The 25,024-nt window shown below is 71.3% G+C and carries 34 protein-coding genes; 31 read left to right on the top strand and 3 right to left on the bottom strand.

Translation table 11 applies throughout. The features are described 5' to 3' along the window. Window positions 1–6: 6 nt before the first annotated feature. From meaB to RB608_RS11760, 3 genes are read right to left on the bottom strand one after another with little or no spacing between them, the layout of a single operon-like run. On the bottom strand, window positions 7–993 hold the full coding sequence (gene meaB / locus RB608_RS11750; protein ID WP_308088092.1) for a methylmalonyl Co-A mutase-associated GTPase MeaB: 987 nt from the start codon (window positions 991–993) through the stop codon (window positions 7–9). A gap of 11 nt (window positions 994–1,004) precedes the next feature. Further along, the gene (locus tag RB608_RS11755) at window positions 1,005–2,204 is read right to left on the bottom strand and encodes an acetyl-CoA C-acetyltransferase (RefSeq protein ID WP_308088093.1); all 1,200 of its coding nucleotides are present in this window, start codon (window positions 2,202–2,204) and stop codon (window positions 1,005–1,007) included. Window positions 2,205–2,244: 40 nt separating this feature from the next. Then, a complete protein-coding gene (locus tag RB608_RS11760; protein WP_308088094.1) occupies window positions 2,245–2,541 on the bottom strand; it encodes a helix-turn-helix transcriptional regulator in 297 nt (98 codons plus the stop codon). Window positions 2,542–2,642: 101 nt separating this feature from the next. Between RB608_RS11760 and RB608_RS11765 the strand changes: the two genes are divergently transcribed. The 31 genes from RB608_RS11765 (at window position 2,643) to RB608_RS11915 (ending at window position 24,992) form a co-directional block, all read left to right on the top strand. Next, entirely contained in the window at window positions 2,643–2,840 is a 198-nt protein-coding gene (locus RB608_RS11765) for a helix-turn-helix domain-containing protein (RefSeq protein ID WP_308088095.1), read from the top strand. A 210-nt stretch (window positions 2,841–3,050) separates the two neighbouring features. Further along, on the top strand, window positions 3,051–3,542 hold the full coding sequence (locus tag RB608_RS11770; RefSeq protein ID WP_308088096.1) for a hypothetical protein: 492 nt from the start codon (window positions 3,051–3,053) through the stop codon (window positions 3,540–3,542). Then, window positions 3,539–4,561, top strand: a complete 1,023-nt coding sequence (locus RB608_RS11775; RefSeq protein ID WP_308088097.1) for a hypothetical protein — start codon at window positions 3,539–3,541, stop codon at window positions 4,559–4,561. The genes RB608_RS11770 and RB608_RS11775 overlap by 4 nt, the downstream gene beginning before the upstream one ends. Beyond that, the gene (locus tag RB608_RS11780) at window positions 4,561–4,758 is read left to right on the top strand and encodes a hypothetical protein (RefSeq protein ID WP_308088098.1); all 198 of its coding nucleotides are present in this window, start codon (window positions 4,561–4,563) and stop codon (window positions 4,756–4,758) included. Before RB608_RS11775 ends, RB608_RS11780 begins: the two co-directional genes overlap by 1 nt. Beyond that, window positions 4,755–5,273, top strand: a complete 519-nt coding sequence (locus RB608_RS11785) for a hypothetical protein (protein ID WP_308088100.1) — start codon at window positions 4,755–4,757, stop codon at window positions 5,271–5,273. The genes RB608_RS11780 and RB608_RS11785 overlap by 4 nt, the downstream gene beginning before the upstream one ends. 208 nt (window positions 5,274–5,481) lie before the next feature. Next, window positions 5,482–5,868 (top strand): hypothetical protein, encoded by a 387-nt coding sequence (locus tag RB608_RS11790; RefSeq protein WP_308088101.1) that lies wholly within the window; start codon window positions 5,482–5,484, stop codon window positions 5,866–5,868. Beyond that, window positions 5,868–6,086, top strand: coding sequence for a hypothetical protein (locus RB608_RS11795; protein WP_308088102.1), 219 nt, complete (start codon window positions 5,868–5,870; stop codon window positions 6,084–6,086). The genes RB608_RS11790 and RB608_RS11795 overlap by 1 nt, the downstream gene beginning before the upstream one ends. Next, entirely contained in the window at window positions 6,083–6,586 is a 504-nt protein-coding gene (locus RB608_RS11800; protein ID WP_308088103.1) for a hypothetical protein, read from the top strand. The genes RB608_RS11795 and RB608_RS11800 overlap by 4 nt, the downstream gene beginning before the upstream one ends. Next, window positions 6,583–6,834, top strand: a complete 252-nt coding sequence (locus RB608_RS11805) for a hypothetical protein (RefSeq protein ID WP_308088104.1) — start codon at window positions 6,583–6,585, stop codon at window positions 6,832–6,834. Before RB608_RS11800 ends, RB608_RS11805 begins: the two co-directional genes overlap by 4 nt. Further along, window positions 6,831–7,061 (top strand): hypothetical protein, encoded by a 231-nt coding sequence (locus RB608_RS11810; RefSeq protein ID WP_308088106.1) that lies wholly within the window; start codon window positions 6,831–6,833, stop codon window positions 7,059–7,061. The genes RB608_RS11805 and RB608_RS11810 overlap by 4 nt, the downstream gene beginning before the upstream one ends. Beyond that, window positions 7,058–7,918, top strand: coding sequence for a hypothetical protein (locus RB608_RS11815; RefSeq protein WP_308088107.1), 861 nt, complete (start codon window positions 7,058–7,060; stop codon window positions 7,916–7,918). The genes RB608_RS11810 and RB608_RS11815 overlap by 4 nt, the downstream gene beginning before the upstream one ends. Before the next feature lie 90 nt (window positions 7,919–8,008). After that, complete coding sequence (locus RB608_RS11820) at window positions 8,009–8,950, top strand: hypothetical protein (protein ID WP_308088109.1); 942 nt, start codon at window positions 8,009–8,011, stop codon at window positions 8,948–8,950. A gap of 6 nt (window positions 8,951–8,956) precedes the next feature. After that, on the top strand, window positions 8,957–10,774 hold the full coding sequence (locus RB608_RS11825) for a DEAD/DEAH box helicase (protein WP_308088111.1): 1,818 nt from the start codon (window positions 8,957–8,959) through the stop codon (window positions 10,772–10,774). Then, complete coding sequence (locus tag RB608_RS11830) at window positions 10,771–11,007, top strand: hypothetical protein (protein WP_308088112.1); 237 nt, start codon at window positions 10,771–10,773, stop codon at window positions 11,005–11,007. Before RB608_RS11825 ends, RB608_RS11830 begins: the two co-directional genes overlap by 4 nt. After that, window positions 11,004–11,240: a hypothetical protein gene (locus RB608_RS11835; RefSeq protein ID WP_308088113.1), complete on the top strand. Its 237-nt coding sequence runs from the start codon at window positions 11,004–11,006 to the stop codon at window positions 11,238–11,240. Before RB608_RS11830 ends, RB608_RS11835 begins: the two co-directional genes overlap by 4 nt. Further along, the gene (locus tag RB608_RS11840) at window positions 11,240–13,102 is read left to right on the top strand and encodes a DNA cytosine methyltransferase (protein WP_308088115.1); all 1,863 of its coding nucleotides are present in this window, start codon (window positions 11,240–11,242) and stop codon (window positions 13,100–13,102) included. Before RB608_RS11835 ends, RB608_RS11840 begins: the two co-directional genes overlap by 1 nt. Beyond that, entirely contained in the window at window positions 13,099–13,578 is a 480-nt protein-coding gene (locus tag RB608_RS11845; protein ID WP_308088117.1) for a hypothetical protein, read from the top strand. Before RB608_RS11840 ends, RB608_RS11845 begins: the two co-directional genes overlap by 4 nt. Before the next feature lie 169 nt (window positions 13,579–13,747). Further along, window positions 13,748–14,401, top strand: a complete 654-nt coding sequence (locus tag RB608_RS11850; protein ID WP_308088118.1) for a hypothetical protein — start codon at window positions 13,748–13,750, stop codon at window positions 14,399–14,401. After that, entirely contained in the window at window positions 14,398–14,844 is a 447-nt protein-coding gene (locus tag RB608_RS11855; protein WP_308088119.1) for a hypothetical protein, read from the top strand. Before RB608_RS11850 ends, RB608_RS11855 begins: the two co-directional genes overlap by 4 nt. After that, on the top strand, window positions 14,844–15,230 hold the full coding sequence (locus RB608_RS11860) for a hypothetical protein (protein WP_308088121.1): 387 nt from the start codon (window positions 14,844–14,846) through the stop codon (window positions 15,228–15,230). Before RB608_RS11855 ends, RB608_RS11860 begins: the two co-directional genes overlap by 1 nt. Beyond that, window positions 15,227–15,805: a hypothetical protein gene (locus RB608_RS11865; protein ID WP_308088122.1), complete on the top strand. Its 579-nt coding sequence runs from the start codon at window positions 15,227–15,229 to the stop codon at window positions 15,803–15,805. Before RB608_RS11860 ends, RB608_RS11865 begins: the two co-directional genes overlap by 4 nt. After that, a complete protein-coding gene (locus RB608_RS11870; protein WP_308088123.1) occupies window positions 15,802–16,212 on the top strand; it encodes a hypothetical protein in 411 nt (136 codons plus the stop codon). Before RB608_RS11865 ends, RB608_RS11870 begins: the two co-directional genes overlap by 4 nt. Window positions 16,213–16,378: 166 nt before the next feature. After that, window positions 16,379–16,594, top strand: coding sequence for a hypothetical protein (locus RB608_RS11875; protein WP_308088124.1), 216 nt, complete (start codon window positions 16,379–16,381; stop codon window positions 16,592–16,594). A gap of 3 nt (window positions 16,595–16,597) precedes the next feature. Next, window positions 16,598–16,876, top strand: coding sequence for a hypothetical protein (locus tag RB608_RS11880; RefSeq protein ID WP_308088125.1), 279 nt, complete (start codon window positions 16,598–16,600; stop codon window positions 16,874–16,876). Next, on the top strand, window positions 16,873–17,994 hold the full coding sequence (locus tag RB608_RS11885; protein ID WP_308088126.1) for a hypothetical protein: 1,122 nt from the start codon (window positions 16,873–16,875) through the stop codon (window positions 17,992–17,994). The genes RB608_RS11880 and RB608_RS11885 overlap by 4 nt, the downstream gene beginning before the upstream one ends. Next, the gene (locus tag RB608_RS11890; protein WP_308088127.1) at window positions 17,987–18,307 is read left to right on the top strand and encodes a hypothetical protein; all 321 of its coding nucleotides are present in this window, start codon (window positions 17,987–17,989) and stop codon (window positions 18,305–18,307) included. The genes RB608_RS11885 and RB608_RS11890 overlap by 8 nt, the downstream gene beginning before the upstream one ends. Continuing rightward, window positions 18,304–18,504 carry a hypothetical protein gene (locus tag RB608_RS11895; RefSeq protein ID WP_308088128.1) on the top strand — a complete coding sequence of 67 codons (201 nt, stop codon included), beginning with the start codon at window positions 18,304–18,306 and terminating at the stop codon, window positions 18,502–18,504. The genes RB608_RS11890 and RB608_RS11895 overlap by 4 nt, the downstream gene beginning before the upstream one ends. A 199-nt stretch (window positions 18,505–18,703) precedes the next feature. Then, window positions 18,704–18,958, top strand: coding sequence for a hypothetical protein (locus RB608_RS11900; RefSeq protein ID WP_308088129.1), 255 nt, complete (start codon window positions 18,704–18,706; stop codon window positions 18,956–18,958). Then, complete coding sequence (locus RB608_RS11905) at window positions 18,955–23,532, top strand: DNA polymerase (protein WP_308088130.1); 4,578 nt, start codon at window positions 18,955–18,957, stop codon at window positions 23,530–23,532. Before RB608_RS11900 ends, RB608_RS11905 begins: the two co-directional genes overlap by 4 nt. Next, entirely contained in the window at window positions 23,529–24,533 is a 1,005-nt protein-coding gene (locus RB608_RS11910; RefSeq protein ID WP_308088131.1) for a hypothetical protein, read from the top strand. The genes RB608_RS11905 and RB608_RS11910 overlap by 4 nt, the downstream gene beginning before the upstream one ends. A gap of 189 nt (window positions 24,534–24,722) precedes the next feature. Then, the gene (locus RB608_RS11915; protein WP_308088132.1) at window positions 24,723–24,992 is read left to right on the top strand and encodes a hypothetical protein; all 270 of its coding nucleotides are present in this window, start codon (window positions 24,723–24,725) and stop codon (window positions 24,990–24,992) included. The last annotated feature ends 32 nt before the right edge of the window (window positions 24,993–25,024 follow it).

The following is a 25,024-nucleotide window of genomic DNA, read 5'->3' on the forward strand; positions in this document are numbered from 1 at the left end:
CCGACGTCAGCCGGCGAGCTCGGCCGCCGCGGTGTGCGGGTCGACCTCGCCCGCGACCACCGCCGCGGCGAGCTCGTCGAGGCGGTCGCCCTCGCCGACACTCCCCCAGCGACGGCGCAGCGCGGTGAGCGCGAGCGTCTCGATCTCGTCGCGCGCGCGGCGTACCCGGCGGCGCTGGAGCTCGCCGCTCTCCCGCAGCCAGGCGGCGTGCTCGTCGAGCGCGTCGGCCACGTCGGCCACGCCCTCGCCGGTCGACGCGACGGTCTTGAGGACCGGTGGGCGCCAGGCACCCTCACGGCGCTCGGCCAGGCCGAGCATCGAGCGCAGGTCGCGGCGTACCTTGTCGGCGCCGTCGCGGTCGGACTTGTTGACCACGTAGAGGTCGCCGATCTCGAGGATGCCGGCCTTCGCGGCCTGGATCCCGTCGCCCATGCCGGGCGCGAGCAGCACGATCGTGGTGTCGGCCTGGCCGGCGATCTCGACCTCGCTCTGCCCGACGCCGACGGTCTCGACCAGCACCACGTCGAAGCCGGCCGCGTCGAGGACGCGCAGGGCCTGCGGCGTGGTCCAGGCGAGGCCGCCGAGGTGCCCGCGGGCCGCCATCGACCGGATGAACACGCCGGGGTCGAGTACGTGGTCGCCCATCCGGATCCGGTCGCCGAGGAGGGCGCCGCCGGAGAAGGGCGAGGACGGGTCGACGGCGAGGACGGCGACCCGGCGGCCACGACGGCGCAGCTCGCCGATCAGTGCGCTGGTCGACGTCGACTTGCCGACGCCCGGGGAGCCGGTGAGCCCGACGACCTGCGCCTGCCCGGCGTAGGGCGCCAGGGCCCGCATCAGGTCGGGCAGGAGCGGCGACTCGTCCTCGACGAGCGACACCAGCCGGCCCACGGACCGGGGGTCGCCCGCACGGGCCCGGGCCACCAGGTCGGGAACGGCCGCCGCGGTGATCCCGCGGCGGCCGCCCTGTGGTGCCTGTGCTGCTTCGGTCAAGCCGGCCCTCGTCAGCTGGCGGGGACCCGGATGACCAGGGCGTCGCCCTGGCCGCCGCCGCCGCACAGGGCGGCCGCACCGACGCCGCCACCGCGGCGCTTGAGCTCAAGCGCGAGGTGCAGCGTGATCCGCGTGCCGGAGGCGCCCAGCGGGTGGCCGATGGCGATCGCGCCGCCGTTGACGTTGACCTTGTCCTCGTCGAGGCCGAGGGCCCGCGCGGACTCGATGCCGACCGCGGCGAAGGCCTCGTTGAACTCGACCAGGTCGAGGTCCGCGACGCTGAGCCCGGCCTTGTCGAGGGCCTTCTGGGTGGCGTTGGCCGGCTGCATCTGGAGCGTCGAGTCGGGCCCGGCGACCTGACCGTGGCTGACGATCTCGGCGAGGATCGGCAGGCCGAGCTCCTCCGCCTTCTTCTTGCTCGTCACGACGACCGCGGCGGCACCGTCGGAGATCTGCGAGGCCGAGCCGGCGGTGATCGTGCCGTCCTTGGAGAACGCCGGGCGGAGCTTGCCCAGCGACTCGGCGGTGGTGTCGCCACGCACGCCCTCGTCGGCGCTGACGACGATCGGGTCACCCTTGCGCTGCGGGATGCTCACCGGGACGATCTCGTCGTCGAAGACGCCGTTCTTCTGCGCGGCGGCGGCGAGCTGGTGGGAGCGGGCCGAGAACTCGTCCTGCTCCTCGCGGCTCAGCGGGTTCTCGCGGTCGGCGTTGACGGCCTCGGTCAGGTTGCCCATCGCCTGCTGGGTCGCCTGGTCGTAGAGCGCGTCGTAGGCCATCGAGTCGACGAGCGCGGTGTCGCCGTACTTGAAGCCCTCGCGGCTCTTGGGCAGCAGGTGCGGGGCGTTGGTCATCGACTCGGTGCCGCCGGCGACCACGATCTCGGCCTCGCCGGCGCGGATCAGCTGGTCGGCCTGGGCGATCGCGTTGATGCCCGAGAGGCACACCTTGTTGATGGTGATCGACGGGACGCTCAGCGGCAGACCCGCCTTGATGCCCGCGGTGCGCGCGGGGTTCTGGCCGGCGCCGGCCTGGAGCACCTGGCCGACGATGAGGTAGTCGACCTGGTCGGGAGCCACGCCCGCCTTCTCCAGCGCACCCTTGATGGCGACGCCGGCGAGGTCGGCGGCCGAGAGGGTCTTCAGGCCACCGAGCAGGCGACCGATCGGCGTACGCGCGCCGGCGACGATGACGCTGGGGTTGTCGGACATGTTTCCTCCGTACAGACGTGTGGTCGGACTGCTTTCGACTCTACTCGTGGGTAGAGCCGCTAGGGCCGTCGCCTCCACCATCCGGGCTGCCCGCCGGAGCAGCCCCGGTCTCGAGCCACTCGACGGTCACCTCAGGCGCACACGCGAATGCCCAGGCGATCAAGGTGCGACGGTCCATCGGGGTCTTGCCGTGCAGGTAGTTGCCGATCGTGTTGCGGTGCACGTCGATGGCGACGGCCATATCGCCGGGCTTCATTCCGGAGACGCGTAGCGACTTCGCCAGCCGGTCGAGAAGGTCGAACTCCAGGCTGGGAGCGAGAGAAGGTGCCTGACTCATGAGACAACTCTCGCACATCGTTGTGCAACTTCGCAAGACGTTGTGATCCAACCCGCCCATACGCTTGACACCATTCGTTGTGCTTTGCATATTCTCAGGGCATGAGCACAAGCCCCGACCTTCTCGCCTCCGTCGAGGTGTGTGCCGAACTCAACATCGACCGATCAACGCTCTCTCGCTGGGTGGCGGCCGGCCGCATTGAACCGGCCACGAAGTTGCCGGGTTTGCGCGGCGCGTTCCTCTTCGCCCGAACCGAGGTCGAGCGCGTCAAGGGCTCCGACGCCAAGGCCGCGTCATGACCGCGCCCTGTTCTTCGGTCGCGCCGACGTCTTCAGCCGCGTTGGCCACGAGCCCCGCCGGCACAGCGGGTGCTCCCGAAGGTAGCGGCGCGGCAGGGACGCCGACTCCCTGCCGCGCCGTCTGACCACACGCCCATCCCCAGAAACGCCAGCGGCGGGCCCTCGCCTCGACAACCAGGGCACCGCCACCAACGAGAGGAAGTGTCTCACGTGAGTGAGTTCCAGCTTCGCCATTGCGTGCGGGACGTCCTGTCGCGTACGTCCGAGGCCGACCCGGGTGTGCTCGCAGGCCTGGTCCTGGACGAGATTCCGGCCGACGCACGAGAGGTCGCCCTGGCACAAGCCATGCGGCTGTTCGTCCGCCAGATCATCAGCGAGAACCGCACGGCCCATCACCGCGGCTCATCGGCGCCCGTGCACCGCAGCGGCCAGTCAGTCAAGGTCGCTGCGATCCGCGACAACTGGCAGCGCAGACTGCACGACCGCGTCCACGGCGCTGACTCGCAGTGGAAGATCCTCGCGGACTGTACCTACGAGGACCTGTGCGCCGCGGCCAACGAACGCGAGGAACTGGCGGCCCGGAACTCTGCATGGGCGCGGGAGTACCGCGCGATGGCCAGCGCCGTGCTCGACGCCGGCGCGGAGACCTTCAGCGACCTGCCGGTCGAGCAGCAGGCCGCACTCCTGGGCGGTGCGTCATGACCGCTCTCACGATCACCCGCGACGACCAAGTCCCCAGCGACTCCCATGGTCCTCCCGTCGTCGCGGGCTCAACTTCCGGCAGCGGCCATACTTCTCGCGGCGTCCAAATCAGCTCCGCCGCTGCCGGACCAGACCTCCCCACCCGCCAGGGAAGCCACGATGCCCACGACCGGCTCGCGGGTGGAAACCCAACATGGAACGGGTCGGCAGCGACCATCGATTGCTCGATACCCAAAGCTCAACTGTCGCTTGCTGACCCGTTCCTCGCCCTGGCCGCTGACGTCCTCGACGACGCCGAGCGCAACCGGATCGCCAACGAGAATCGCCTGCGCCAACTGACCCGGTCCGAGACGGACTCGGACGGCGAGGAGCGCGGATTCGGGCTCGACGAGACGCACCCTGACGTCGCGCGTCTGGCGGCCATTGTCGGCATGCTTGAGAAGGTCGAGCACCAGGCGTCACTGAATCTGCAGCGGATGCTCAGGGCGCACGCGCTCGGGCCGTGGGTCAAGGCGCAGAAGGGCGTCGGGGACAAGCAGGCCGCACGGCTCCTGGCCGTGATCGGTGACCCGTACCTCGGCCCCGACGGACAGCCCCGCACCGTCAGCCAGCTCTGGTCCTACTGCGGCCATGGCGACCCGAGCCGGAAGCGCCGGAAGGGCATGACCCAAGACGACCTGTTCGCGCTCGGCAATCCCGTCGCCAAGTCCCGGGTCTGGCTGATCTCGTGCGCGGTCCTCAAGTCCGGCGGCGGCGAGCAGAAGGCCACAGCGGTTCCGGTCTCCACAGTACTTGCGCCTTCTCTCGCCGCCGTCTACTACCGCCGCAAGGCCGCCACCGTCGGCCGCGCACACGCCGCCGACTGCGTGCGCTGCGGGCCGTCCGGAAAGCCCGCCCTGGTCGGGACTCCGTGGTCCGACGCCCACCGCCACGCCGACGCGCTCCGCGTGCTCGGAAAGACCATCCTGCGCGACCTCTGGATCGAGGCCCGCCGCATCCATGAAAGCGAGAACTACTGATGGCACACGGAATCAGCCTCAAGATGCGGGCGATCCAGCCCGCGCCGCCGATGTCGCTCAGCGCCTACGTCGAGGGCGAGGGCTGGCTGGCCCAGACCATCGCACGGACCCTCGTCGGTCCGTCCCGCGACCGGTCCCTGCCGGGCAAGGCCCGCCGTCGAGCCCGCAAAGCCGCGAACGCTGGCGGTGTGCGATGACCGCGACGACACCGACCGTGGCCTGCGACCAGTGCAGGGGCCGCCTCGTCTATCGCGTGAAGTGCGAGGACTTCCCGGCTGAGGCCGACAACTTCGACCAGGTCGTCGACCACCGCCCCGTGGTCTTCACGTCGCAGCACTGGCTGACCACCGTCGCGGAGAACCGCGAGGGCAAGGTCACGGTGTGGCGTCTCGCTGACGCCGATCAGGGCGGCGACTTCGCCGAGGCGGAGCGGCTGCTGGACGCGGCTGCGACGCCGCCCATCGTGCTCGTTCACGACAAGGCCGTCACTGCGGCGCAGGCGAAAGAGCTCAAGGATCAGTTCGAGGCCGCAACCGGCAAGACGCCCGTGGTCGTGGTGGGTGCTTCGGTCGACTTGACCGCGACGCTCCTCGCGGCGCAGGCACACGCCACCCTCGCGCTGGCCGCCGCGACAGTCGAGACGGCCTATGCCGTTGCCACGAGCGGCGAAGACGAGGGCATCCGACAGGACTGGGTCGAGGTGACCCAGTGAACCCCGACCACTGGGCCGGCCTCGGCTCTCTCGCTCTCCTCAGCTCGATGCTGCTGGCGCTCTACGGCCTGTACGCCTACGTGCTCGGCCCGCACCGCGGCACTTTCCAGGTGCCAATTTCTCGGCCTGCTGAGCGTGAGGGCCCGCAGCCCGTGCCGAAGTCTCTGGCGCCCCACTCCCCTGACTCGACCTCCGAGAGGACCCCTTCATGACCGCCCAGCCCGTCCCCCAGCCGGCCGTAAACGAGTGCGACCCACCGCCGTTCGCGGTCGTGCCCGGTCCCGAGGACCGCCTGGCCGCGCTGCACGCGCAGTACGCCGACGCCAAGGCCGAGAAGGACGCCGCCGACGAGCACTACAAGGCGATCACCGACGCGATCAAGACCGATCTGCTGACCGCCGCGGCGGCCGCCGACCCCGGCAACAACCGCGTCGAGCTGCGCAGCGCCTACGGGCCCGTGCTGCGGCTCACGAACAGTCGGCCCTGGCGCGTCGACTCCAAGCGCCTCAAGGCCGAGCAGCCCTACATCTACGCGGCGTACGCCGTCCAGGGCGACTCCTGGTCGCTGCGCATGGTCCCGGGCGGTGAGGGCTGATGGCGCGCACACCGTTGGAGGCCGCGCTCACCTCGGTGAGATACCGCGAGGCCTCGTACGCGGCGTGCACGATGCTCGGACTCGACCCCAAGGAGACGACGAGCCTCGCCATCGTGATCGAGCCGACGGGCGGCGCCAAGCTGGTCTACGAGGGCCGTCGGCGCATCCCCACTGAGAAGGTCGCTGAGATCGCGCGGCTCATCGGCGGTGACCAGTGACCGCCGCTGGCACCACGACACTGCGCGCCTACCTGGCCGCGCCGTACGCCGCCCGGGACCGGATGCGGGAGTACGCCGAGGATCTCGTGCGGATCGGCCTGGACGTCACCGCGTCGTGGCTCGACGAGGAGCACGAGATCAGCCCCGGCACGACCGGCGCGGCGCTGGCCCTGGACTCGGCGGAGGTCGCGCGCCATGCGGCCACGGACCTCGACGACATCGCACGCTGCGACGTCCTGGTGCTCTTCACCGCCGGGGTCCTGGGCTTCGACCCGGCGGAGGTGGCGTCTGGGGGGCGTCACGTCGAGACCGGCTACGCACTGGCCAAGGGCATCCCGGTCATCGTCGTGGGCGAGCCGGAGAACGTCTTCCACCGCCTCGACCACGCCGGGCCTGACGGCGCCACCGGCTGCTCGTGGGTGCAGGTCTGCGGCTCGTGGCTTGAGGCTGTCGGCGAGCTGAAGCTGCGGCTCGATGCGGCGAAGGCGTGGTCGGCGTGAGCAGGTTCCAGATGCCGCAGCACCAGGTCGACCAGGCGGCTGCCGCTGTACGAGAGGCAGGGGCAACGCCCGCTCTGGTCGAGCTGGTGGCGGCCGCGTTCGAAGGCGTGGCTGAGGGCGCCGAACAGGCCTCGCGCATCTACCCCGACCTCCGGATCTCGATGACCGACGTCGCCTCCATGCTCCGGGCCGAGCGCGACGCCTATCAGCAGGTGGCGGACGAGATGCGCAAGGGCGGCCAGCCGTGAGTACCGCGCGCAAAGTGCTCCGTCGCACCAACACCGAGACCAGTGCCGTGTTCGAGGACGGCAACGTGGCCAGCATCAAGCTGCAGCGCCAGCGCATCGCCTGGACGTGCACCGACAACCTGGGCATGACGCGAGCGGAGGCGTCCGCTGCCGCCGAGCTCTGGGACGGCAAGTCGTCGCTCCAGCTGGGGCAGTACCGCTTCGAGCTCGTCGAGGTGCAGCCGTGACCCAGCCCGCAACCTTCGCTGACCCGATCTCGCCCGACGAGTTCATGTCGACGGCCGCCAAGACCTCGCCGTCGGGGTCGAGCGCCTGGGCGGCGATGTACGCCGGGGACATCCGGCGCGCCTGGATGGAGCACGCCTCGGAGGACGCCCGCACGGTCCAGCGCCATCTCGGCCCATCCGAGCTCGGCGTCGAGTGCGACCGCCAGGTGGCCGGGAAGATGGCCGAGCTGCCCGCGACGAACCACGTCGTGGACCCGTGGGCCTCGATCCGGGGGCGCGCGCTGCACGCCATGGCCGAGGACGTGTTCACGGCCGACAACCTGCGCCGCGGCCTCGCGCGCTGGGTCGTCGAGCAGCGCGTCACGCCGCACCCCGAGCACCCCGGCACCGCCGACCTGTACGACGCCGTGGAGCAGTGCGTGGGCGACCACAAGTTCGTCGGCGCCACGACCATGGCGAAGATCCGCAAGGGCTGGCCGCGCCACTACCGGGTGCAGCTGCTGCTCTACGGCCTCGGCTACTTCCTCATGGGCCTGCCCGTACGGCGGGTCGCGCTGATCGCCTACCCGGCGACGGCCGCCAGCCTGGAGGGCCTGTACGTCCGCGACGAGATGTTCGCCGGCGAGGACGGCAACCCGCTGCCCGAGGTCATCGCCCTGCTGCAGAGCGTGTTCGCCGACACCGAGCGCCGCAAGCAGCAGGCCGAGCAGATCCGCGCGGGGCGCCTCCGGCTGGAGGACATCCCGGCCACGCCGGAGAGCGACACCTGCTACTTCTGCCCGTTCTACCGCCCCCAGGCGGCCAAGGACGGCGGGCCGGGCTGCCCCGGCACCACGAACTCCGGTGCGCCCAGCTGATCCCGGCGACGCCGCACCGGTCCGCCGGCCTCTACCGCGTGAGCGCGGGGCCGGCTCCATCACAGCAACCCTTTCGAGAGAGCAGTCACTATGTCCCAGCAGCAGTTCGCTCCGCAGTATCCCGGCCAGCCCTACCAGCAGCCGCCCGCTCAGCCCGCCTACCCGCAGGCCTACCCCGCTCAGCAGACGCAGCCGTACCCCCAGGTGCAGCAGGGCTACCCGCCCCAGGTTCCGCCGGCCCAGCCGACCGTGCCCTTGGCCCAGGGGTCTCTGTCCGACTTCTACAACCAGCCGAGCACCGGGGGTGGTCCCTCGATCAGCTGGACGGACAAGAACACCCAGGCCCAGAAGCCGATCGGCACGCAGTACGTCGGCGTGGTCGCTCGCGACGTCACCAGCTCCGACATCCAGCAGCAGACCGACTTCCGGACGCAGCAGCCGAAGTTCTACCGCGACGGCCGCCCGATGTTCTCGATGAAGGTCCCGCTGAAGGTCCAGCCCAGTCCGGAGTTCCCGGAGGGCGAGGCCGCCTGGTACGTCAAGGGCCAGGCCAAGGACGAGCTCCAGCGAGCGATGTCCGCGGCCGGCGCCGAGGGCGCGCCGAAGGAGGGCGCGGTCATCACGATCACGCTCGTCCAGCGGCGTCCGTCGGGTCCGGGCATGAACCCGGCCAACATCGTGCAGGTCACCTACCAGCCGGCGCAGGGTGGTGCGGCTCCGCAGACCAACGCGGCCGCCCAGCCCACTCCGGTGCAGCAGGTGGCCCCGCAGGACCAGCCGGTTCCGCAGCAGCCCGTCCAGCAGCAGTTCGTGCCGCAGGCCCAGCCCGTGGCACAGGCGCAGCCGGTTCAGCCCCAGCAGTACGTGCAGCAGCCGGCCGTCCCGCAGGGTCAGCCGCAGCAGTACGCCCAGGTCCCCGCTCAGCCCGGCGCGCTCCCGGCCCCGGAGACCCTGAGCCCGGCGCAGCAGCAGCTGTTCGCGCAGCTCGCCGCGGGTCAGCAGCAGGCTGCTCAGCCGGCCGCACAGGGCTGATCCACCTTGCTCGGCATCCACGCTGAGCTGGTCGCCGGCAGCGATCGGGAGATGTTCCTGATCGCTGCCGGTCCCGACCACGAGGTGGCTGTGGCGGCCAAGCACCTCGAGCTCCTCACTCCGCTCTTCTCCAAGTCCCAGCCGCCGGGAGGCCTCGTCGCGCCCGTCAGCTGGAGCGCCGTCGTCCAGCTCGCCGCGACGTTCGGCTCCGCCTGGGCGCCGGGACCGCGGCTCACGGCGTGGATCCGCGAGCAGCAGGTCGCCCGGGCCGGCGCACTCGGCGACCGGCTGGCGTACGTCCCGCCCGAGGGCCTGACGCCACGGCCCTACCAGGTCGCCGGCGCGCTGGAGATCGCCCGCACCGGCCGGGCGCTGATCTTCGACGAGCCGCGCACCGGCAAGACGATGACGACGATCCTCGGCCTGATCGAGTGGGCCGCCTCTCGGCACGCTGACGGCCCCGTGCTCGTCGTCTCGCCGGCGTCGGTCGTCGACCCCTGGGTCGAGGCCTGGCAGACCTGGGCCCCACACCTGACAACCGTGGCCTGGCGCGGCCCGAAGAGGCGTGACCTGCTCGGGAGCGCGGACGTCTACGTGACGTCGTACGACACCGCCCGTATGGACGCTGGGGTCGTCACCGGCAACGGTCGGAAGTCGCTGCGCCCGCTGGTGGACCTGCGCGCCGCGGCGCTGGTGGTCGACGAGTGCCACTACATCAAGAACCCGACCGCGGCCCGGTCGAAGGCGGTGCGCCGCCTGGCCGAGATCACGGCCGAGCTGGGCGGCGCGTTCGTCGGGCTGTCCGGCACGCCGATCACGCATCACCCCGGCGATCTCTTCCCGGTGCTGTCGTGCCTCGACCCGGGCGCCTACCCGTCGAAGGAGCGCTGGGTGAACCGCTACTGCCTGATGCTGCCCGGCGACTACTCCGGCGACATCCTCGGCCTGCACCCGGCCGCCGAGCCGGAGTTCCGGCTCACGATCCTCGGCCAGCACCGCCGGGTCGCACGCGCCGACGTCATGGCCGACCTGCCGCCGAAGGTCTACAGCGTCCGCACAGTCGAGCTGCCGGCCGCCTGGCGCAAGGTCTACGACGACTTCGAGAGCCAGATGCTCGCCGAGCTGCCCGACGGGTCAGAGATCTCCGTCATGGACGTGCAGACCCAGTACAACCACCTCACCCGGCTGGCCAGCGCGGCGGCCGACGTCGAGATCACTCACGGCCCCGACGTCGACAAGCAGACCGGCGAGCCGAAGCGGCACATGCACCTGCACCTCAAGGCGCCGAGCTGGAAGGTCGACGCGCTGCTGGAGATCCTCAGCGAGCGGTGCGGCGAGGACGTGCCGGCCGAGAGCCGTGACGCCGTCGTGTGCTTCGCGCCGTCGAGCCAGCTCGTGAAGATCGCCGGCGCCGCGGCCACGAAGGCCGGCTACCGGGTCGGCTACATCGTCGGCGGACAGCCGATGGCCGAGCGCACGAAGACGATCGCCGCGTTCCAGGCCAGCGAGCTCGACCTGGTGTGCGCGACCACCGGTGCCGGCGGCACGGGCGTCACCCTGTCGCGCGCCGGGACGATCGTCTTCCTCGCCCGTCCCTGGTCGCTGGTGGAGTCGCTGCAGGCCGAGGACCGCGGCGAGGGCGACATGAACGCAACGCGCGGCACCGAGATCATCGACGTCGTCGCCAAGAACACGATCGACACCCGGGTACGTGCCGTGCTCCGCGAGCGCGCCGGCCAGCTCGCTGACCTGGTGCAAGATCCGCGGATCGTGGCCGAGCTGCTGGGCGGCCGTCGCATGGCAGACCAGGAGCGTGCGGCATGAGCGCCGAGATTGCCCTGCTTCTGGCCGGTATCGCTGCGACGTGCTGGGCCTGGCTGCACGGCTACCACAGCGGCGTCACGGCGATGCGCCGGAGCGCGGTCGAGGCCCTCTTGACCAGCGCCCGGCTGCGGCGCGCGCTCAGCACCGACCCCTCGACCCTGCGCGTCGCGGACGCCTTCGAGATGGCGGCCTTCCGAATCGAGCTGATGCCTGACCCGAGGAGTGACCGATGACGAGCGCTGAGACCCACGCCGGCCTGGCCGTCGGCTCTCACATCACCGTCGAGCAGCCCGTCGGTGTCGTCCGGGTGTTGGCCACCGTCACGGCGCCCGGCTTCGCGGCGTGCACGCACCACCTGACCAAGGAGCGGCGCTGCGGCACCCCGATCCAGCGCACCACCACCGGCGACCTCGCCGACGGCGTGCGCGCCCACTACAAGCAGGTCCACCCCGAGAGGCGAATCTGATGACCCCCGCAATCGCGCAGTCCCCGTTCCAGACCGCCGACTGGTCTGCCCTGGACGCCCTGTGGCTGGACTACCTCGGCATCACGCCGATCGACCCGACCGTCCCGGGCTACCAGGTCACGATCCTCGACCTGTTCTGCGGCGCCGGCGGCTCCAGCTCCGGGGCGCACTCCATCCCCGGGGTGAAGGTCACCATGGCAGCCAACCACTGGCCCCTGGCGGTCGAGACCCACAACACGAACCACCCCGACACCGACCACGACTGCGCCGACCTGTCGCAGGTCGACCCCCGCCGGTACCCGAAGACCGACGGCCTGTGGGCCTCCCCGGAGTGCACCAACCACTCCCAGGCCAAGGGCCGCAAGACCTACGACGAGGCCTCCGAGCGGTCCCGGGCAACGATGTGGGACGTGGTCCGGTTCGCCGAGCACCACACCTACAAGTTCGTGATCGTCGAGAACGTCGTCGATGTCGTGAAGTGGGTCGGCTACCGCGGCTGGATCACCACGATGACCGACCTCGGATACGACCACAAGGTCGTCTACCTCAACTCGATGCACGCCAACCAGGCCGGCCTCCCGGCCCCGCAGTCCCGCGACCGGGTGTACGTCGTGTTCTGGCGCCGCGGCGACCGCCGCCCCGACTTCGAGAAGTGGACCAGCCCCCGCGCGGTCTGCTCGATGCACGGCCGGATCCGCGCGAACCAGACCTGGAAGAAGCCGACCCCCTGGGGCCGGTACCGCGCGCAGTACGTCTACCGCTGCCCTGGCGTCGAGTGCGGTCACGAGGTCGTCGACCCAATGTGGCTGCCCGCGTCGTACGCCATCGACTGGTCCCTTCCCGGCACCCGCATCGGTGACCGGAAGCGGCCCCTGGCGGAGAAGACCCGCCGCCGGATCGAGGCCGGGATCCGCAAGCACTGGTCCCCGATCCACCTCGAAGCTGCCGGGAACACCTACGACGCCGCGACCCGGGGCGGGACGTACTGGCGCGCGTGGCCGGTCAGCGACCCGCTGACCACCCAGCACACCACGAACTCGAAGGGCCTCGCCTACCTGCCCTTCATGCTCGAGCGGCGCTTCGAGTACCGCACGCGCGACCTTGACGAGCCGATCTCCACCCTGACGGCCAACGACACCAGCAAGGCGCTGGTCCACCCGCCGCTCGTGATGCGGCCCTACACGCCCCGCGGGGGCGACGACTCCGGCCAGATGAGCACACCGGTCGGGGAAGAGCTCCGCACGCTGACCGCCTCGTCCACGCCGGGGCTGTTGGTGCCCGCCGGCGGGACATGGAACGACGACGCGACACCGGTCGACCAGGTCATGCGGACCCGCACCACCCGGGAGACCGAGGCACTGGTCATCCCGATGCGGGCCAACAACACCACCAAGCCGGTCGGCGACCCGCTCGACACCGTCGCCGCGCACGGGAACCACCACGGTCTGCTGGTCCCGTACTACGGCTCGGCCCGCGCCGGCGTGCCGACCACCGACCCGATGGGCACCCCGACCACGGTCGACCGGTACGCCATGGTCACCCGCCACAACGGCGAGGGCGCATGGTCGTCCACCGGCGTCGACGAGGTCCTCCGCACCATCACCGCCGGCGGACGCGGCGGCACGAACCAGTCCCTCACCGAATGGGCTGGTGAGCTGCCCGACATCGACGACTGCTTGTTCCGGATGCTCGAGCCCCACGAGATCAAGGTCGGCATGGCCTTCTCGCGGTCCTACGTCCTGCTCGGCAACAAGAGGGACCAGGTCAAGCTCGCCGGCAACGCCGTCACCCCGCCTGCTGCTCGTGACCTCGTCGGGATGATGGTCGAGGCGCTCACCGGAGAGCTGGTGCTGGCCGCATGACGCGCATCTACCTGGGCGTCGACCCCGGCCCGGTCCCCGGCATCGTTGTGCTGCGGGTGGACGGCGGCACGCCCGCCGCTCATGCCCTCCAGTGCTCGGCCGGCATCGCCGCAGCCGTCGTCGACCACCTCGTCAGCGACTCCATCGAGGCGGCCGGCGACCCGGCGCGCGTGGTGCTGGCCGTCGAGAAGTTCGTCGTCGGCAGGGCTTCGATGCGCTCGGGCCGAGACGGTGCGCTCACCCGCGACCTGGTCGGCCAACTGCAGCGCGTCGCTGCTCTGCACGGCGTGCGGTACGTCGAGCGCTCGGCCAGCCAGGTGAAGCCGTGGGCCACTGACGACCGGCTGGCCGGCGCCCGGCTGCTGGAGCCGACCAAGGGGATGCGGCACGCCAGAGACGCGGCCAGGTTGGCGCTATACGCAGCCGTGCACGACGGGGCTCTGCCTGACCCGCTGAGTCGGAGGGCAGCCCGGTGAGCCCCGAGGTCGCCGCCTCGGTTGTGAACGCCGTGGCCTGCCCCTACTGCATGGCGCCCGTCGGTGCGCGTTGTCGCGGCTTGGGCATCAACTCGCGCTATCGATCCACACCTCACCAGCAGCGAGTCCTCGCTGACCTCTTCAACGGTCCGACCCGAAAGGCACCCCGATGACCATGCAGACCACCATCCCGACCCCCGCCGAGTTTCTGCTGAGCAGCGAGCCGGACGAGGAGGCGTACGAGCCGTTCGAGCAGAACGCCGCCCGGCTCGATGCCCTAGAGCGCAGGGTCTACGCCCTGGAGGCTGAGCGCGGCGCGCAGCCGATCCCCGCTGTGTTGGAGACGGCTGCCTGCACCGAGTGCGCCGACTTCCGCAGCGAGGCTCAGACGCTCCGCGAGACGTACGCCGAGATGGGGCACGCCTACGCCGGAGCAGTCGAGCTCGTCGAGCAGATCGAGGGCATCGTCAAGAAGTCGAGCAGCAAGGTTTCGCTCGAGGTGAAGGCCGCCATCGAGGCATGGCGCTCGCCGGCCGCCGAGCCGGAGCCCGAGGGCGAGCCCGCGGCGGAGGGCACTCACACCCGCACCAGCACGGACAGCGGCCCCGATTTCTGCCGGGAGTGCAGCGACGCGGCCGGCGACTGGATGGAGTGGCCCTGCCCTGCACAGCCCATCGAGGAGTGGCGCGCGTACGCCCGCGGGCTTGGCTACACCGGGGCAGACGTCGACACCATGAACCGCTCGCAGATCCGCACGATGCTGGGGATCGAGCAGCCGGTCGCGCCCTCGTCTGCTGGGTCGGCCGAGCCGGCGGGTGCGTGATGGCCGGCCTGCGTACGGTCGTCGTCAGCCTGGCCAGCCGCGGGGCGGCGCGCGCCGGCGACGGTCTGATGGCCCCGGTCGCCGACGTCCGCGCGGATGGACGGATCAAGGGCGAGCCCCTCTGGCTCCGCGACCTGCGTCGGCACCCCGACGGCGAAGTCCGTCTCCACGTCGATGGACGGCTGGTCAGTGGCACGTCCGCCAGGCAGGTCACGGCCGCGATCGACGAACTGCGAGGAGCCGGCCAGCAGTTCGTCATCACCTCGCTGAGCATCGACGGCGTCCAGCCGACCTATGTCGAACCGCACCCTGAGCGCACGCCGATCGGGCCGTTCCCCAGCCGCGAGGCCGCGTGGGACTACGCCCGGCAGATGCAACTGCGGCACGGCACCGGCGGCGGGTCGGTTGAGGTGGCGCCGCTGGTTGCTCCGGCGGTGTCGTGATGATGAACAGCGAGGCCCGGAAACGCCAGGATCCCGCCACGGCCCCGATCCCCGCGCCCGTGGACTCCGGGGCCACCGGGCGGCTGAGCGAGGCGGAGGATCGTTTCGAGAACCACCTCCGCTGGCACTTCAACGTCGTGGCCGAGGAGGGCAAGGGGTCGGCGTACATCGGCCTCGGCATCGCGAACGCCAAGTTGCACCTCGCCGACCTTGTCCGCGAGCACACCGACCGCGCGCTGGCTGAGATCGAGGAGATCGTCTACAACTCGGGGCCACTTGATCACAGTGCCGGATGCGACAGCCACCACGGCGAATACCCGTGCAACTGCCTGCTGTCCCTGCTCTACGCCGCCCTCCGCGCCGCACGACAGGAGCGGGACCGATGAAGTTCGCCTACGCAGACCCGCCCTACCTCGGCTGCTGCCGCCTCTACCAGCACCACCACCCCGACGGTCTCTGCTGGGACAACCTCGACACGCACCAGCTGCTCATCGAGCGACTGGCAGACGAGTACCCCGACGGATGGGCGCTCAGCTGCCACACCCCGAGCCTCCGACACCTTCTGCCGCTCTGCCCGGATGACGTTCGCGTAGGCGCGTGGGTCAAGCCGTTCCACGCCTACAAGAAGGGCGTCCGGCCTGCCTACGCCTGGGAGCCCGTCATCTACCGGGGTGGCCGGAACGCCAACCCGCCAGTACCCGAGAAGGGCGGCAAGGCGATCACGCCCAAGGACTTCCTGATCGCGGACCTTGGCGACATCGACCCACCGGTGGTCGCGTGCAACATCACGCTCAAGAAGGGTCTGACCGGAGCCAAGCCCGAGCTGGTGTGCGACTGGATCCTCAACCTGCTCGGGTTCACTCCCGAGGACGAGATCGATGACCTGTACCCCGGCACCGGAGTCATGGGGCGCGTCGTGATGCAGCGGCAAGAGCCCGACCTGTTCGGAGGTGTGGCATGACCGACGCGAGCGAGCTGGACGAGGCGGCGGCACGAGCCCGCTGCGACGCCGCGACCGAGGGCCCGTGGGAGTCGTGGCCGCGCGTCACCGCCGTCCGCACGGGTAGCAGTGGCGGGCGCGCGGGCTTTGAGTTTCGGGCCGACACCGCCGCAAACGCCGAGTTCATCGCCCACGCCCGCACCGACCTGCCCGCCGCGCTGGACGAGAACGCACGGCTCCGGGCGGCGCTCGACGAGGCGAAGACCAATCGTGAGTTCGACCGCGCCTACATGCTCGGCCTCCGTGATCGAGCCGAGCAAGCCGAAGCCCGCGCTGAGGCCGCCGAGAAGGAGCGCGACGAGGCGCGGGCCAACGCTGAGCACTGGGCGCGTGCGTGGGAGCGCGCCAACGACATGGCGACGGAATGACGCCCGCGAGGCCGGGCCGCCGAGTCCGTGGTCGCGGCCGTGCGCCGTGCACTGGACGACGAGCTCGCGAACCTTGCCGACGACGGGGCCCGCCTCTCGCACTCTGTCGTCAGGCGGATCGAAGCCGTCCTGCCCGCTCCCACGTCCCCCGAGAGGAGCGAGTCCGATGGCTGACCTGCTGGCCGTGGCCCTCGGGCTCGGAGGCTTCATCGGAGCCGCATGGCTCCTCGGACTCGGGCCACTCGCCCGGGACCACTGGCACTTCGTCGGCCACCGAGTACCGGGCGAGTGCTGCGGCGAGACGTGCCCGCACCACCGGCCCGGCTGCTACCACCCCACGTCCCCCGGCGGCTCGGCCGTCACCACCACGAAGGAGATCTGACCCATGCCCGAGAGCACCAGCCCCGACCTCGCCGACCTGACCTCTGCCGCCGTAGAGGTGCTCGGCGACATGGAGACCGGCCAATGGCGAGCGATCCAGGTCGCCTACCTCGATCCCGGTCGCGTCGCCGTCACCCTCTGCCGAAACGCAGACCCGATCCAGTGCATCTGCGTTCCTCCCGAGGGCGACAACATCGACCCCGAATGCGTGGCATGCCTCGACGGACAGCCCGAGCCGGACTACCTCGACGTCAACGTGACCATCGCGAGGGCCGAGCGATGACCGGCCTGCACGCCGCCCTCGCCGCGCTGGTCGACGGTTGGAGGATCGTTGGCACCGTCCCCGTGGACAACCTCCGCGCGCTACTGGCCGAGTGCGAGCCCACGCCGTCCGACCAGGTGATCAGCGCGGACCGGCGCGCGACTCGCATCGACACCTGCGCCAGCTGCGGCGATCTCGTCATCTCCTTCGGCGACGGCGACTGGTCGCACTACCGGGGCCCAGGGAGCCTGCTCAACCGCTGCCAGCACACCGTCCCCTACGGCCAGGACGCCACGCCGACGAGGGACGGCCGGTACCACCCGATCGGCCGCGACCTCCTCGCCTCCTCTGCCCCCGCCACGGCGAGCGAGCACGAAGCGCAGTGGTGCACGAGCCGCAACCCCGCGCCTCCTCACCAGCGCTGCGAGCGCGGTGTCGGCTGCGACGGCCAACACCGCGACTTCCCGACCGATCCCCGTGTGCCTGAGACGCGCTGGACCGATCCCGCCACGGCGAGCGAGACACCCAAGACCCCCGGTGCCGAGGGAGAGCGTTCCCTCAGCAAGATCCCTCCGCCCTCGGCACCGGGCACCACGACGAGCGAGGGCGCGACGGAGATCGAGGACGGGTTCGGCGGCTACTGGACCACTTGCGGCACCGGCTGCGACCTGCACGTTGTGCGCCCGGGGAAGACCCAGTGCAACGGCGGGTCGGACGCGTGCCCCGACCGACCCGCCACCGGGGTCACGTCGTCGGACGGGGACCGGGAGATGAGCGAGGAAGAGATCGCGCAGTGGCTCATCGATCGTGAGCGCGGAGGTTGGCAGTACGCCGTGGAGCGCATCCTCGCCGCCCGCACGGCCCACCCCGAGGGGGTCGAGCCGGTGGGCGGCAACTGCGCGCGCGGAGTCCACGCCGACTGCATGTTCGAGGGCTCCTGCTCTTGTGCTTGCCACCGTCCGGCGCCCGAGGGCACCGAGCGCGTCGAGTGGCCCCCTCGGATCAACGCCGCACTGACCATCAACGGCATCAGTGGCGCCATCGTCCGCACAGTCACGGCCCTCGTCCCCGATGGGCACTACCGCGTCACCGTCGACGTGCCGGTCGAGGACGCGGCGGGCGGTGAGCGCCGTGGCTGACCTCGTCGACCCGGCTGAGATCGAGACCATCGTCGGTGCACGTCGACACGCGCACCAGCACCTCGGCCGCGCCGCCTCCGCCGAGCAGACCGTCTACGTCCTCCACTCGCAGCGATGCAAGGACAGCGGGATCGACCTGCGCGACTGCCCCTTCTCGATCGCGCTCGATCTCGGCATCGATCCCGAGGACTGGCGCGGCTACATGGACCGGGCCGTCGTCCTCGCCACCCGCCGCGGCCGCCTGTTCCCGGTCACTCCGGGCTGGCTCGACGACCTGCTGCTGCCCATCAGCGACACCGAGGCGCGGTCATGACGTTCACAGCGTCGTACGCCGGCACCTGCGTGTCGTGCGGCGGGCGGTTCGGGGCGGGCGCCGAGATCGAGGGCGTCGGCGGTGGCGGCTTCGTGCACGCGGTGTGCCCGCCGTCGGCGATCGACCGGCAGCGCCCGGCGTGCCCGACGTGCTTCCTCGAGCTGCCGGCGTCCGGCGTGTGCGGGGAGTGCTCGTGAGCATCAACGCCCGAGCCTGCGGCCGCGACTGGTCCAAGACCCCGCACATCCGGTTCGGCGACCCGTGCCACGACTGCGGCGTCCCGCTCGCTCCGGCGTCTCGACGCTGGTCTTCGTTCACGCTGCCGCCCGGCGTGAAGAAGCACGCCGGGAACGCGCTCTGCCCCAGCTGCGCCGGACGTCGGGCACGAGCCGCGTCATGACCAGCTGCGAGGGCTGCGACACCGGCAAGGTCGCCTACCTGTCTGAGTACCTCGCGAGCAACGCCGCGACCCTGCACACCTTCCTGCACCCCGAGTGCACCGACGCGCGGGCATACCCCTGCAGCCGCGGCGAGCGCCGACCGGGTGATCGCCACTGGCACGTCGGCCACAAGCACCACTCCGCCGGTGAGCGCTGCAAGCAGGCGCCTCCGATCCACCGCCGAACGCACGATCCCGAAGGAGCAGCGTGACCACCCCCACGCACGTCAGCCCGACCACTCACCAGGTGTTCGCCGACAACGCCGCGGCGTACGCCCTGGCCGGCTGGCCCTGCGTCATCCCGGTGCCGGCCGACAAGAAGCACCCGCCGCCGACCGGCTTCACTGGCGCCGAGGGCCGCGACACCGACGCCGCGCAGCTCGTGGCCTGGGCCGGCACCCACCCGGCGCACAGCATCGCGCTGCGGCTCCCTGCCTACGACCACTGGTGTGTCATCGGGATCGACGTCGACGAGTACGAAAAGGGAGGCGTCCGCAAGCATGGCGCCCAGACCCTCGCGGCCGCCGTCGAGCGCTGGGGCGACCTGCCGCCCACCTGGTCGAGCACCGCGCGCGGGCCGGGCCAGCCGAGCCGGATCCTGCTGTTCCGGGCACCGGCCGGCCGGTACGCCGCCAACCTCAACGCCGTCGGGCCGGACGTCGAGGTGATCCAGCGCCACCACCGCTACGTCGTGGTCGCGCCCTCGCCGCACTCCATCGCCGGCACGCCGTACGCCTGGTACCGCCCCGACGGCTCCCCCGCGGCGCCTGGAGAGGTCCCGCAGCCCAGCGCCCTGGCCGAGCTGCCCGCTGCGTGGGTGGCCGGGCTGGCCGAGGGCGCCACCGAGCAGGGCCCGGCCGCCGCCGGCCACCACGCCGGGCACGGCCTACTAGGCCAGCTGCTCGCCGACAACCGCATCGAGTGCGCCGAGATCACCAGCGTGCGATTCACGGCGCTCGACGAGCTCACCGCAGCCGAGGCCGGCTCACGGCACGACACCCTCTCCAAGCGCGTCTACCAGCTCGTCCAGCTGGCCGCGAGCGGGCACACCGGCGCGTCGTACGCCATCGAGGAGCTGCGCCTGGCGTGGGCCGGCGTGACGGCCGGCGAGGACCGGGGCCGCGAGTACCACGACATGCTAACCACCGCGGCCCGCAAGGCCGTGACGCTGGTCGGCGAGCACCAGGTGCCGCGCGACCCGTGCCTGCTCATGGACGGCTTCGAGGTTCCGGCGCCGGCCCCCACGGACGACGCCAACGGCGAGCTGATCGAGGTCATCGAGCCCGCGCGATGGTTCTTCCCGCGCGAGGTCATCGGCACCCACACCTTCGACCCGAAGGGCAACCTCGACCAGCCGCTCGCGCAGTCGGTGCTCGAGCGGACCTACCCGCTGCTGCGCTACGCCTACGACACCCGCGGCTGGCTCCTGCGGGTGCCGGACCGGTGGGAGCTGCACGGCGACCTCACTAACCGCGCCGTGACCCTCGTGGCCGGCATGCTGCCGTTGGGCGACCCGACGGCGGAGAAGGGCAGCGACGAGCACGAGCGCTCCGCCCGACGGGCCCGGTTCAACTCGAACAACGGACGCTCAGCGATCGCCAAGACCATGTCCGCGCTGGTCGAGGGTGGCATGCACCCGTGCACGGTCCAGATCACCGACCTCGACGCCGACCCGGAGGTGCTGTGGGCCGGCGGACTGCCGTGGAACCTGCGCGCGTGCCGGGCTGACGTGCCGATGGAGTCCTGGCTGGCCCGGATCGACCCGGCGACGCCACACCTGCAGACCGCGCCCGTGATGCCGGAACTGCGCCCGACGCCGCTGTGGGACGCGTTCCTGGCGGCCGTGTGGCCGGACCCGGAGATCCGGGACTGGGCGCTGCGCGTGCTGTCCATCGCGCTGACCGGGTACGCCGACAAGGCGCTGCCGATCATGGTCGGCGAGAAGGACCGCGGGAAGACGCAGGTGGTCAGCCTGCTGATGAGCGTGCTCGGGTCGTACGCCCACGCTGCCGACCCCCGGCTCCTGGGCTCCGAGGGCGCCAAGGCCCACCAGTCCATCGTGTTCGCGCTCAAGGGCCGCCGGCTCTCGTTCATCGATGAGGGCCCCCGCGAGGGCAAGTTCGCCACCGAGCGGCTCAAGCAGCTGACCGGTGGCGGCGAGCTCACGGCCAACCAGATGAACCAGAACCCGATCACCTTCTCCCCGACCCACACGCTGATCCTGACCACGAACGACCTCCCGGTGCTCACGGACCCCGCCATCAGGACCCGGGCCCGTCTCGTGCCCTGCGGGGGCGACGTCGAGCTCGTGCGCGTGGCCCGGGCGGCGATCGGGCACACCACCTCGAGCGCGTGGAGGGCCGAGGCTTCCGGCGTGCTGGCCAAGATGATGATCGAGGCCGGCGCCTGGCTGGCCGACCCCACGACGGGCCTCACCGAAGGCGCCCCCGAGTCGATCCGCTACCTCGCCGAGAACGAGGCCGCCGAGCAGGACCCCATCCGCTCCTGGGTGGACGACGAGACCGAGCCTTGGGAGGCGGGCACGCCGAGCCGCGAGCTCTACAGCGCCTTCGTGACGAGCTGCCTGCAGGCCAACACGCGGCGGGACTCCATCCCCTCCGAGACGTCCTGGGGACGGGCGCTGACCCGACTCGGGTACCCCTCGATCTCGGGCAAGCGATCCAAGAAGCGCCAACTGCGCATTCGTCGGGGCGGCCCATGGGCCGACGGGCCGGGTGACGGGTTCGGGTCCGAAGGTGTCGGGTTGGTGTCGGGTTCTGAGGCAAACCCGACACCCACGTTTTCGCAGGTCAGCCCCGCTTTTCCGTCTCAGGGTGTCGGGTTTGTCGGGTTTCCAGGGGGTCTTACGTACATGCGCACGCCCGCACACGCACATGAGGCCGCAGTTCCCAGCGATCCCGAACCCGTCACCGCTCAGCCCTCCATTCCCGGCCTGACCTGCGAAAACACCCCGGTGACGGGTTCGTCCGCCGACCCGACGGCCGACCTCCCGGCGATCCCCGACGCCCCAGCCCCCGGCGTGACGGTCTTCGACCTCGAGACCGGCTCGGCCGACGAGCTGTGCACCTACGGCCCGGCCGGCCAGGACAGCGGGTACGTCCGGCTCGGCGGCTACACCCACGACGGCGAGATCCGTCTGAGCGCCGAGACCGACCGGCTGGCCCGGTACCTCGAGCGGGCTGCCGAGGGTGGCGGGACCTTGGCGGGCCACAACATCCTCGGCTTCGACCTGCTTGCACTGGCTCGCTACCACGGTCTCGACTTCCACGCGATGGTCGAGCGAGGCGCCGTCTTCGACACGCTCTTGGCCGCCCGCCAGATCGACCCGCCGCGGGCCCGCAGCAACCAGCGCTACGACCTCGACCGGCTGGCCGAGCGGATGGGTCTGGCGGGCAAGGCGCACGACCTCAAGAAGCTCGCCAAGGAGTTCGGCGGCTACGACCGCATCCCACTCGACGACCCGCGCTACCGCGAGTACCTCTACCGCGACGTCCTGGTGTCGCTCGGTGTCTACGCCAAGACCGCCGTCCAGGACCCGTACCTGATCCGCGAGCACCGCGTGGCCGCGCTGGCCGGCCAGATCACCCTCAACGGCTTCGCGATCGACCGCGACCTGCTCGACGTCCGCCTCGCCGAGGTGGCCGGCATCAAGGCCGCCGCGCTGGCCGAGCTTGAGCAGGCCTATGGCATCCCGATGACCAGCGAGAAGGGCGTGGCCTACAAGTCGCCGCTGGCGACCACCGCCGGCAAGGAGGCGCTGGAGCGCGCCCTGCTCGCCCTCGGTGCCGCCGAGCTGCCGCGCACGGCGAAGACCGGCGCGCTGATGACGGGCGGCGACGAGATGGCCGCGCTCGCCCGGCGCTACCCGCAGGCGGCCCGGCTGTGCGAGCTCGTCAGCACCGTGACCGGCGCGCGGACGATCTACGGCACGATCGACACCCACACGCACCTCACCGACCGGGGATGGCGCGTGCACCCCACGATCTCGATGGAGCAGTCCACCGGCCGCGCCTCGACCACCAAGCCGGGACTCACCGTGATCGGCAAGAAGGGCGAGCGCTACCACGAGCGCGACGTCCTCGTAGCCGACCCCGGCGAGGTCATGCTCTCGGTGGACCTTGCCCAGGTCGACGCCCGCGCCGTGGCCGCGCTGTCCGGCGACCCGGCGTACCGCGCGATGTTCGAGCCGGGCCGTGACCTGCACGCCGAGGTGGCTCAGCGAGTCTGGGGCGAGCCCAGCCGCCGCGAGCACGCCAAGGCAATCGGGCACGGCTGGAACTACGGCATGGGCCTGGCCAAGCTCGCCGCCCAGGCCGAAGCCGACATCACCGTGGCCCAGCAGTTCGACGCCGCCATGCGCTACCAGTTCCCACGCCTGGTCCAGTGGCGCGACGAGGTCCGCGCGACCGCGGCCGCCGGCCTCCTGCTCGACAACGGCTTCGGACGCAAGATGAACCCCGACCCCGAGCGCGCCCACACCCAAGGCCCCGCCTTCATGGGCCAAGGCGCCGCCCGCGACCTGATGATGGAAGGCCTGCTCCGGCTCCCCCGCGAGGTCTACCCGATGCTGCGCGCGATCGTGCACGACGAGGTCGTGCTCAGCGTGCCTGTCGATATCGCGCGCGACGTGGCCCCCGTGGTTACCAACGCCATGAGCTTCGAGTGGCGAGGCGTCCCGATCATCGCCGAACCCCAGAAGACCCGCGACGGCACCGTCCGCTTCGGCCGCACGTGGGGCGACCTCTACGCCAAGGAGGCAGCGTGAGCACTCGCGCAAGCACCAAGACGCCCACCTGCAGCTGGGACGGCGAGGCCTGGACCAGCCCGGCCGGCGCGCCGTGCAACGAGGACCACTGCGCGATGCGCGGCCGGTGCCCGAGCCACGTCCGGCACGCTGCCGGCCTGGTCACGTGCGCCGCCTGCGTGGGACGCACCCGGCGCCATCTCGAGGAGATCGTGACCCGGTACGCCGTGCTGCCCTACGACGCCCGCAGCGACGGCATCGAGTCCGAGGCGATGAACCTCATCGGACCGACCATCCACCCCGACGAGGCCGCCGCGGCGGCCCGGGCCGACGAGCTGCGTGGCTGGTGTGAGTGGCCCCCGCAGCGGGTGCGGACCGGTGACCCGAACCACCCGCTCGAGGTGCTCGGCCGTTGGGAGCTCGCGCTCGAGGACGCCGGTTGGCTCACCCGCTCCGACCTGCGGATCACGGTGACCAGCGCCGCGGCGCGTCTGACCGGTGTGCTCGACCGCCGCTTCCCGCACGGCGACGAGTTCGAGGACTTCGCCCGCGAGATCGCCGAGTGCCTCAGCCACCTCGAAGCCGTGGACCACGACGAGCGCCAGGCCGACCTCGGCCGACCCTGCCCGACTTGCGTGGCCGAGCACGGGCCCGACCACCCGGCCCCGCGGCTGCGCAAGCGGTACGCCCGCCACGCGTGGGCCCGACCCGGCCAGCGCTGTGCCGACCCGGATTGCGCCACGTGCGCCGGCGAGCACGACGCCTGGCACTGCCCCGACTTCCCGGCCCACGCCTGGACCGAGGCCGACTACCGATCCAAGGTGGATGCCGACTACGTGGAGCACGCGGCTGCGCTGACCGCCAGCCAGCTGCAACAGCGGTTCGGCGTGAAGCCGGGCACCATCCGCGCCTGGGCGCTGCGCGGCAAGGTGCGCAAGCACGGGCTCGACCAGCTCGGACGCCAGCTGTACGACGTGGCCGACGTGGCCACGCACACCGGAGAAGGGATGATGACCGCGTGATCGGGGCGCTCGTAGTGGTGCTGCAGGCGCTGGGCGCCGTTGCCTGGATCGTGGTCTTGGTGCTGATCATCAAGGCCTTCCGGTAGCGCCTACTTGATTCCGTAGCGCTGCGGTGTAACCATGGCCGCGGACAGTCGCGCCCCGATCCTCGCCGGTCGGGGCGTTCTGCATTTCCAAGGCGGTGAGCCGATGGCCAAGCCGCAACACCGGACACCCGAGTACCGCGCCGCCTACAAGGCGCTCCGATCAGCACAGGCCGCAGGCCAGTGGCTCTCGTGCGTGGAGCCTCGATGTCTCAAGCCGAGCCGCGCGATCGCGCCGACTGAGCGCGCCTCGATCAGCCACGACCCGAGCGGCGCCGTGATCCTGGGTCCCTCGCACCTGGCCTGCAACCTGTCCGAGGCTGCGAGCCGCGGCAACCGGATGCGTGCCCGCCGGGCCCGCCGCCTCGTGCTCTGAGACCCGGGGGCGGGGATCGAGACGGGCTCGGC

Source organism: Nocardioides sp. LHD-245 (assembly GCF_030929495.1).
Taxonomy (GTDB): domain Bacteria; phylum Actinomycetota; class Actinomycetes; order Propionibacteriales; family Nocardioidaceae; genus Nocardioides.

What these genes read in the sequence shown, in the direction of transcription:
- RB608_RS11850 (WP_308088118.1), top strand. Translation starts at nt 13,748, where the DNA reads ATGACCATGCAGACCACCATCCCGACCCCCGCCGAGTTTCTGCTGAGC.
- RB608_RS11865 (WP_308088122.1), top strand. Translation starts at nt 15,227, where the DNA reads ATGAAGTTCGCCTACGCAGACCCGCCCTACCTCGGCTGCTGCCGCCTC.
- RB608_RS11835 (WP_308088113.1), top strand. Translation starts at nt 11,004, where the DNA reads ATGACGAGCGCTGAGACCCACGCCGGCCTGGCCGTCGGCTCTCACATC.
- RB608_RS11775 (WP_308088097.1), top strand. Translation starts at nt 3,539, where the DNA reads ATGACCGCTCTCACGATCACCCGCGACGACCAAGTCCCCAGCGACTCC.
- RB608_RS11795 (WP_308088102.1), top strand. Translation starts at nt 5,868, where the DNA reads ATGGCGCGCACACCGTTGGAGGCCGCGCTCACCTCGGTGAGATACCGC.
- RB608_RS11880 (WP_308088125.1), top strand. Translation starts at nt 16,598, where the DNA reads ATGCCCGAGAGCACCAGCCCCGACCTCGCCGACCTGACCTCTGCCGCC.
- RB608_RS11870 (WP_308088123.1), top strand. Translation starts at nt 15,802, where the DNA reads ATGACCGACGCGAGCGAGCTGGACGAGGCGGCGGCACGAGCCCGCTGC.
- RB608_RS11780 (WP_308088098.1), top strand. Translation starts at nt 4,561, where the DNA reads ATGGCACACGGAATCAGCCTCAAGATGCGGGCGATCCAGCCCGCGCCG.
- RB608_RS11765 (WP_308088095.1), top strand. Translation starts at nt 2,643, where the DNA reads ATGAGCACAAGCCCCGACCTTCTCGCCTCCGTCGAGGTGTGTGCCGAA.
- RB608_RS11895 (WP_308088128.1), top strand. Translation starts at nt 18,304, where the DNA reads ATGACGTTCACAGCGTCGTACGCCGGCACCTGCGTGTCGTGCGGCGGG.
- RB608_RS11840 (WP_308088115.1), top strand. Translation starts at nt 11,240, where the DNA reads ATGACCCCCGCAATCGCGCAGTCCCCGTTCCAGACCGCCGACTGGTCT.
- RB608_RS11820 (WP_308088109.1), top strand. Translation starts at nt 8,009, where the DNA reads ATGTCCCAGCAGCAGTTCGCTCCGCAGTATCCCGGCCAGCCCTACCAG.
- RB608_RS11755 (WP_308088093.1), bottom strand. Translation starts at nt 2,204, where the DNA reads ATGTCCGACAACCCCAGCGTCATCGTCGCCGGCGCGCGTACGCCGATC.
- RB608_RS11875 (WP_308088124.1), top strand. Translation starts at nt 16,379, where the DNA reads ATGGCTGACCTGCTGGCCGTGGCCCTCGGGCTCGGAGGCTTCATCGGA.
- RB608_RS11785 (WP_308088100.1), top strand. Translation starts at nt 4,755, where the DNA reads ATGACCGCGACGACACCGACCGTGGCCTGCGACCAGTGCAGGGGCCGC.
- RB608_RS11760 (WP_308088094.1), bottom strand. Translation starts at nt 2,541, where the DNA reads ATGAGTCAGGCACCTTCTCTCGCTCCCAGCCTGGAGTTCGACCTTCTC.
- RB608_RS11860 (WP_308088121.1), top strand. Translation starts at nt 14,844, where the DNA reads ATGATGAACAGCGAGGCCCGGAAACGCCAGGATCCCGCCACGGCCCCG.
- RB608_RS11885 (WP_308088126.1), top strand. Translation starts at nt 16,873, where the DNA reads ATGACCGGCCTGCACGCCGCCCTCGCCGCGCTGGTCGACGGTTGGAGG.
- RB608_RS11845 (WP_308088117.1), top strand. Translation starts at nt 13,099, where the DNA reads ATGACGCGCATCTACCTGGGCGTCGACCCCGGCCCGGTCCCCGGCATC.
- RB608_RS11830 (WP_308088112.1), top strand. Translation starts at nt 10,771, where the DNA reads ATGAGCGCCGAGATTGCCCTGCTTCTGGCCGGTATCGCTGCGACGTGC.
- RB608_RS11900 (WP_308088129.1), top strand. Translation starts at nt 18,704, where the DNA reads ATGACCAGCTGCGAGGGCTGCGACACCGGCAAGGTCGCCTACCTGTCT.
- RB608_RS11915 (WP_308088132.1), top strand. Translation starts at nt 24,723, where the DNA reads ATGGCCAAGCCGCAACACCGGACACCCGAGTACCGCGCCGCCTACAAG.
- RB608_RS11790 (WP_308088101.1), top strand. Translation starts at nt 5,482, where the DNA reads ATGACCGCCCAGCCCGTCCCCCAGCCGGCCGTAAACGAGTGCGACCCA.